This window comes from uncultured Cedecea sp. (assembly GCF_947498825.1).
Taxonomy (GTDB): domain Bacteria; phylum Pseudomonadota; class Gammaproteobacteria; order Enterobacterales; family Enterobacteriaceae; genus JGM124.
In genome coordinates, this window is record NZ_CANMLV010000021.1 from 84,899 (window position 1) to 91,240 (window position 6,342).

At 45.2% G+C, this 6,342-nt stretch carries 6 protein-coding genes and 2 pseudogenes; 4 read left to right on the forward strand and 4 right to left on the reverse strand.

The genetic code is table 11. From position 1 onward, the window contains the following. Window positions 1-137: 137 nt before the first annotated feature. Window positions 138-339 (forward strand): annotated as a pseudogene (locus tag Q1A40_RS18390) (N-acetyltransferase); the annotation flags it as partial. A gap of 154 nt (window positions 340-493) precedes the next feature. Here the strand turns inward: Q1A40_RS18390 and ychH are convergent. After that, a complete protein-coding gene (ychH, locus tag Q1A40_RS18395; protein WP_300003094.1) occupies window positions 494-760 on the reverse strand; it encodes a stress-induced protein YchH in 267 nt (88 codons plus the stop codon). Window positions 761-987: 227 nt separating this feature from the next. Here ychH and pth point away from each other — a divergent pair, with 227 nt between their 5' ends. The 3 genes and pseudogenes from pth to Q1A40_RS18410 form a co-directional block, all read left to right on the forward strand. After that, the gene (pth, locus tag Q1A40_RS18400; RefSeq protein ID WP_300003097.1) at window positions 988-1,572 is read left to right on the forward strand and encodes an aminoacyl-tRNA hydrolase; all 585 of its coding nucleotides are present in this window, start codon (window positions 988-990) and stop codon (window positions 1,570-1,572) included. A gap of 140 nt (window positions 1,573-1,712) precedes the next feature. Continuing rightward, window positions 1,713-2,804 carry a redox-regulated ATPase YchF gene (gene ychF, locus Q1A40_RS18405; protein ID WP_300003100.1) on the forward strand — a complete coding sequence of 364 codons (1,092 nt, stop codon included), beginning with the start codon at window positions 1,713-1,715 and terminating at the stop codon, window positions 2,802-2,804. 141 nt (window positions 2,805-2,945) lie between these two features. Further along, window positions 2,946-3,194: pseudogene (locus Q1A40_RS18410) on the forward strand (integrase); the annotation flags it as partial. Here the strand turns inward: Q1A40_RS18410 and Q1A40_RS18415 are convergent. From Q1A40_RS18415 to Q1A40_RS18425, 3 genes are all read right to left on the reverse strand, one after another. After that, entirely contained in the window at window positions 3,162-4,091 is a 930-nt protein-coding gene (locus Q1A40_RS18415; RefSeq protein ID WP_367275764.1) for a GNAT family N-acetyltransferase, read from the reverse strand. The pseudogene Q1A40_RS18410 and the gene Q1A40_RS18415 overlap by 33 nt on opposite strands. A 421-nt stretch (window positions 4,092-4,512) precedes the next feature. Further along, window positions 4,513-5,100, reverse strand: coding sequence for a phosphatase PAP2 family protein (locus Q1A40_RS18420; RefSeq protein ID WP_300003106.1), 588 nt, complete (start codon window positions 5,098-5,100; stop codon window positions 4,513-4,515). Window positions 5,101-5,544: 444 nt separating this feature from the next. Next, window positions 5,545-5,832 (reverse strand): putative quinol monooxygenase, encoded by a 288-nt coding sequence (locus tag Q1A40_RS18425; RefSeq protein ID WP_300003108.1) that lies wholly within the window; start codon window positions 5,830-5,832, stop codon window positions 5,545-5,547. Window positions 5,833-6,342: the final 510 nt, after the last annotated feature.

A 6,342-nucleotide genomic window follows, 5' to 3' on the forward strand; every position in this document is an offset into this window, starting at 1 on the left:
TATTTCTTTTCACCTGTTTTCTGCTGTTATTCCCATCACCTCCCCGCGACGTTTTAAAGACTGCAAATATCTCCTGAGTATTTATAACTCTGTACGCGTTTTGTTTGATTCATCATATCTGCACTCGCCCTGAGAGACTGTACAGACGCGCCGGATTATCCCAAAAACTGGCTGACTATTGTTCCGGGCTATGCGGTAACGGTGGTAAGCGGTTCGACCATTCTGACACCTTATATATGCAATGGAACGGTCACAGGTGCAGATGCTGTAATGATAAAACCCATTGAGGCGAAAGCTATTTATGCAGAAAATCCGGCTAAATTAATCCGCGTATTATGACGAAGACTTGCCTTAAAAGCTCAGATGAGAGGCAGAAGAATTGATTAAGAGACATAAAAATCCGTAATCCCGGAGAGATCACGGATTTTTATGTCACCAGCAAATTTCACCGGGATAATAATTACCGTACCGCAGGCTTAACAGTCAAAGTCAATCAATGACTGTCACGACGACAGCGTTTATCAAAATGCCGTACCCACCAGTATCTGTCTTCAATATGTTCGCGACCGCCAATACGCGCTCCGGCAAGCCACACAACCGCACCTACAAAGATGGCTAATACTGCCGCGGAAGCCACTACAGGGGGTAAATTAAACTGCGGTACATGATTCATAACGGCCCCTACAAATCCAAGAACCATGACCACCAAACCTAATCCCATAAAGATATTGCCACACATTGATGCATTTTTACGTTTCATAACACACCTCCGCTAAATATCGGGCTGACGGACTCACCAATTATCTCTTTAATAATCTTTACAGTAGTATAACCGAGGTCAGACCTCAGGCTTGCGGGGCAGATCACAGTTGTGGGCTAAACTAAATTTATCTTTCTGTGCTGTCAGTGAAAAATTATTGCACTTTGTCAACCGGGCATCAGCACAGTAAACTATCCGGCTCTGAACCGTTTTGTCAGGAAGTTAATGTGAGCATTAAATTAATTGTCGGTCTGGCTAACCCGGGCGCGGAATATGCAGCCACCCGCCATAATGCCGGCGCATGGTATGTCGATTTACTGGCTGACAGGCATAATCAGCCGTTAAAAGAAGAAGCCAAATTTTACGGTTACACGGCGCGTCTTAATATTGCAGGTGAAGATGTCCGGCTTTTAGTGCCTACCACCTTTATGAATCTGAGCGGTAAAGCCGTCAGCGCCATGGCTAATTTTTACCGCATTCAGCCAGAAGAGATCCTCGTTGCTCATGATGAACTGGATTTACCACCTGGTGTGGCAAAATTTAAACTCGGTGGCGGTCACGGCGGGCATAATGGCCTGAAAGATATCATCAGTAAACTGGGTAATAATCCCGGATTTCATCGCTTGCGGGTCGGTATTGGCCATCCGGGTGATAAAAACAAAGTCGTCGGTTTTGTTCTCGGTAAACCACCACTCAGTGAGCAAAAGCTGATTGATGATGCCATTGACGAAGCAACACGCTGCACTGATGTCTGGCTAAAAGAAGGCCAGGCCAAAGCAACCAGCCGTTTACACACTTTTAAAGCCCAGTAATCGCGTCGTTTAATCGCAGAGAAAAGCATTTCTGCGCCCGATTACCCGGCTTTAAGTGTATAATAGATAAAGTTGACTACATTTCTTCAATGAAAACAAACTAATTCATTGATTATAAATATATTAAGGTGATTTAAACCATGGGATTCAAATGCGGTATTGTTGGTTTACCAAACGTCGGTAAATCCACCCTGTTCAACGCGCTCACCAAAGCAGGCATCGAAGCTGCCAACTTTCCTTTTTGTACTATTGAGCCGAACACCGGTGTAGTACCTATGCCGGACCCGCGTCTGGACAAGCTGGCTGAAATCGTTAAACCCCAACGTATTCTGCCAACCACCATGGAATTTGTCGATATTGCGGGTCTGGTTAAAGGCGCTTCTAAAGGTGAAGGTCTGGGTAACCAGTTTCTGACCAATATCCGTGAAACTGAAGCGATCGGTCATGTGGTACGTTGCTTTGAAGATGACAACATTATTCACGTGGCGGGTAAAGTTGATCCTGCTGAAGATATCGACATCATTAACACTGAACTGGCTCTTTCTGACCTGGATACCTGCGAACGCGCCCTGCACCGGGTACAGAAAAAAGCCAAAGGTGGCGATAAAGACGCAAAAGCTGAGCAAGCAGCGCTGGAAAAATGCCTGCCACATCTGAGCAATGCCGGTATGCTGCGCGCGCTGGATTTAAGCGATGAAGATAAAGCCGCGATTCGCTATCTCAGCTTCCTGACGCTGAAACCGACCATGTATATCGCCAACGTCAGCGAAGATGGTTTCGAAAACAACCCTTATCTTGATCAAGTCCGCGCTATTGCTGCCGCCGAAGGTTCCGTTGTGGTTCCAGTCTGCGCTGCTGTTGAGTCGGATATTGCTGAACTTGACGATGCCGATCGCGAAGAATTTATGGCTGAACTGGGTATCGAAGAGCCGGGCCTGAACCGTGTTATTCGTGCCGGCTACACCCTGCTCAATCTGCAAACCTACTTCACCGCCGGCGTTAAAGAAGTTCGCGCCTGGACCATTCCTGTCGGTGCCACTGCGCCACAAGCTGCAGGCAAGATCCACACCGACTTTGAAAAAGGCTTTATCCGCGCCCAAACCATTGCCTATGAAGACTTTATCACCTACAAAGGTGAGCAAGGAGCTAAAGAAGCCGGCAAAATGCGTGCAGAAGGTAAAGAATACATCGTTAAAGATGGCGATGTGATGAACTTCTTGTTCAACGTCTAATTAAATTTGTCGTCTCATGAGGTTTCATTGAATCTCAAGAAGACGGTGAAACCCCATAAAATCCACGCAGTTGCGTGGATTTTTCATTTCATAACGTCTCAACTCATCTCGTAACAACGCTGTCAAACTTGCAAAAGCCCGCTTGAACGTGTGGTTTTCCCTGCAATCGGTAAGCGCCCGATCAGTGAAATCACCCCACACCACATTCTTAAAACTCTTCGGGAAACGGCTAAACGAGGATCATCGACAGTTGCCGCTGAAGCAGAATGGACACCGGCAGCGCGAATGAAAGCCTGCAGAGAACACGTTATTCCCTTCCTCTCCCAAGCTGTCAAAATGCTCAGAACGCTACAAGGATTAGCCGGACATCGGCAGCAGCTTTTTCCGGGCAGTAGCTGACAGACTTTCAAACCGTTTTTTTTCCAGTCTCATTGGTGTAACCGCCATGCCATAAAAATTACGCGCCTCTCCCGTTACCTCTCCGCCAAACTGCCTGATAAGGTTTACCGTAATATCGCGGGCGTCTATGATCACTTCACTGCATTCGAGGAACATATCCTGAAGGGACTTCAGGGCCAGTTTTTTACCTATCCCGAGTCCTCTATAAGCCGGATCAACGCAAAACCGTCCCCAGTGATACTGCTCATTTTCCTGCCAGCACGCTACTGCGCCCAGCAGATATTCCCCGGCTCGTGCCACCCACCACTTACTCTGGTAATTTTCAGAAATGGGGATCAGTTCTTCCGGTATGTTCTGTTCTTCAGTAAAAATATGAAGCAAAAGTTGCTGAACATCTGCGTAACGGTTAATACGTAAGCATTCAATCTGAATTCTGGTCGATTCATGGCGGACATTACGCAGGAAAGCCACTTTGCGGAGCATACGCAATCCCTCAGTTACTGTTGTTATTTCATCCTTTTTCATCTCCTCATTAATAAAATTCAGTTCACTGTCCGCTGCTTTTTCTGCTCTTATCAACTGGTCTGTACCCTCCGGTGTGAGCTGGAAGTATTTGCGTCGCTTATCCCCATTAACAGGGATAGTCTCAACATAATTACAAGTTATCAGGGTCGTCAGTATTCGACTCAGTGAGGCCTTATCCATGTTCAATTGAAGGCTAAGTTCATTAAATGAGGTCAGCCCATTCGTGGAGAGATAAGTAAGAATATGGGCCTGTGTTAACGATAAGCCGGAGTGAAAACAGTCTTTACTGAGCAGACCAAGCTCCCTTACCAGATAACGTAATTCCGCTCGTATTTCATGAACTGAAGACATTTTTAAATCCATTGTTGATAGTGTCAACAATGTTGTTATCACAAACTATCCGTGCTATCAAGACGTGTGTTAACAGGGTCAGTTAGTTGTGCGGTAAAGTGTGCTATGGATAAAAAGCGTAAGTTCGCAATTGTTCTTATAATGAAGGAAAGCAATGAAGCGTTAAAAAGAGATTCAGTCTGTTAGTCCAGTATTAGGGAACAGTGTGATGATTAACAACAAAAAGGTAACTGATGCCAAGCCGTTCGTTCGGATATAACAGGTTCCGTAGCGAGGTCAACGGTGGTCGAGACAGGATAACCTTCAGCCAGGGTTGAAGCTTCTCTGGAAGCCGCAAGCAAAAAGCTTGGCCCATCTTCACCTTGTCTTATCACGCAAAACGCAATTAGCTAAGCGAGAGAAACTTAACTTCTGCCTCGTCCATACCGCCAAACTATCTGTTACGCCCGCATCTTTCACCCTGTATCTTTGAGAGCGATTTTTCACAAAAACAGCATGCAATTGAAACCCACAAAAGGCCGATAAGGAACCCAAACACAACATCACTAAGATAATGTAAGTTAAGGTATATTCGGCTAAATGATACAAACGTTATAATAGAAAACGCGCCTATAACACAGGATGTTTTCGTTTTAATATTTGAACTTGATTTCACCAGCACATATGTAATATACAGCGCGATGCTAGTCACCGCAGTTGCATGTCCGCTTGGAAAAGAAGGGTTGAACTCTCTGACACCTGCAATGATTTCTGGTCGAGGTCGATTCACCATATATTTGATAGCCCAAGTGGTAACCTCTGCACCAACATATGCTAACCATAAATATAAAATATAAATTCGCTTACGCTGGCGAATGAGTGCTATCGATGTAATGACTGCTATTATTGCCGTTACCGCAATAGTACCGGCATATGTTGTAAACTTAAAAAAATCAAATAAGCCCGGCATACGTACTTTTTCAGCCCACAGTACAACTGATGCATCGATGTGACCAATTTTTTCTAAAAGTGAAGCAAACATCCTTCCCCTTATTGATTTTTCAGGAAAACGTTAAGGTTACCTTGGCTTTCAAAAAAATCATACTCATTTAGCCGCTAAGCTTACAATATCGCTCAGCAGATAAAAGCATTCAGCTCGGCAACATCGGCAGGTGACACCATAAATAAAACAGTATGTTACTCGACGATACTTTAATGCGATGACGTCGTAATTTGCTTTGCCGGACTACGGCTTGATGGCGTAAGCCGCCAGAAATGAGGACAGATAATGTTCAATCAGAAAACGGGGGTGAGGCTGTTTATCTTCGATAAATCCGGCTAACAGAAATCCGGCATCCAGTTCACCACCAATCTGTTCACTAAAGCAATGCCCAAAGATAACTGCTTCACCCCGCTGTTTTTTCAGCTAACTCCTGTTCTGTTAAATCAGTTAAGTCGGTCTAAGGTAGATGAGATTTTGGGCGAATTACACCTGACTATCCATTAGTATGCACTGCGCCGCTTTACGCGCGTATTGATCAATCAAAGGAACAAGCTGAGTGAAATGCTCGCTAGCGCAATGTGCGTCGAGTGCTGCCCGGTCAGGCCACTCTTCAATGAAAATAAAATGTCCCGGATCCTTTTCATCACGGTACAAATCATAAGCAATACACAGTGGCTCTCGCTTCGTTGCCGCGATGAGTTTGCGGTATAAAGGGAGAACGGTATCGACGCACTCGGGTTTGATAAAATCTTCAGCAATGACCTTTAGCATGCGAACTCCTTTGTTAAACATGGTCTACGGGATTCTACAGCAAACTGATCTATAGAACTCATAACCAAATCCTTTTGGTTGAGGAAAATGGGTATGCATTCCACGCTCTCTCGCCAGGAGATATTATGACGAAATCCTTCCCCTTTACCTATGCGTGTATTTTAAGCCCGCCTTATACATATTGATATCCGATGTGGCACCCAGTTTTCATTAGCTGGCGCTTATACATACTGATCTTTTTTATGGGTATATCATAGCGGTCGGCAATCTGTGCAGGGGTGAGTTCTGACAGGAGCCACGCAAACACCCTGGTTTACACCCGCGTGGAAAAACAAATAAATAACCAGCCCGTTATCGCTTTTCCACGGACAGAGAATATGCCCGCGGTATTATCGTCACGCGGGCAGAACAGATAACCAGAAAAGATTTACACCCGGAAAAAGACGTCTCAGAGAACAAGAATATGGCTTAACGTGCGCTGACCGACAGTAAAAACCGCGCTACTGCCAG

Excerpts from the sequence above, each read along its gene's own strand:
- ychH (WP_300003094.1), bottom strand. The coding sequence starts at position 760 with ATGAAACGTAAAAATGCATCAATGTGTGGCAATATCTTTATGGGATTA.
- ychF (WP_300003100.1), top strand. The coding sequence starts at position 1,713 with ATGGGATTCAAATGCGGTATTGTTGGTTTACCAAACGTCGGTAAATCC.
- Q1A40_RS18415 (WP_367275764.1), bottom strand. The coding sequence starts at position 4,091 with ATGGATTTAAAAATGTCTTCAGTTCATGAAATACGAGCGGAATTACGT.
- Q1A40_RS18420 (WP_300003106.1), bottom strand. The coding sequence starts at position 5,100 with ATGTTTGCTTCACTTTTAGAAAAAATTGGTCACATCGATGCATCAGTT.
- Q1A40_RS18425 (WP_300003108.1), bottom strand. The coding sequence starts at position 5,832 with ATGCTAAAGGTCATTGCTGAAGATTTTATCAAACCCGAGTGCGTCGAT.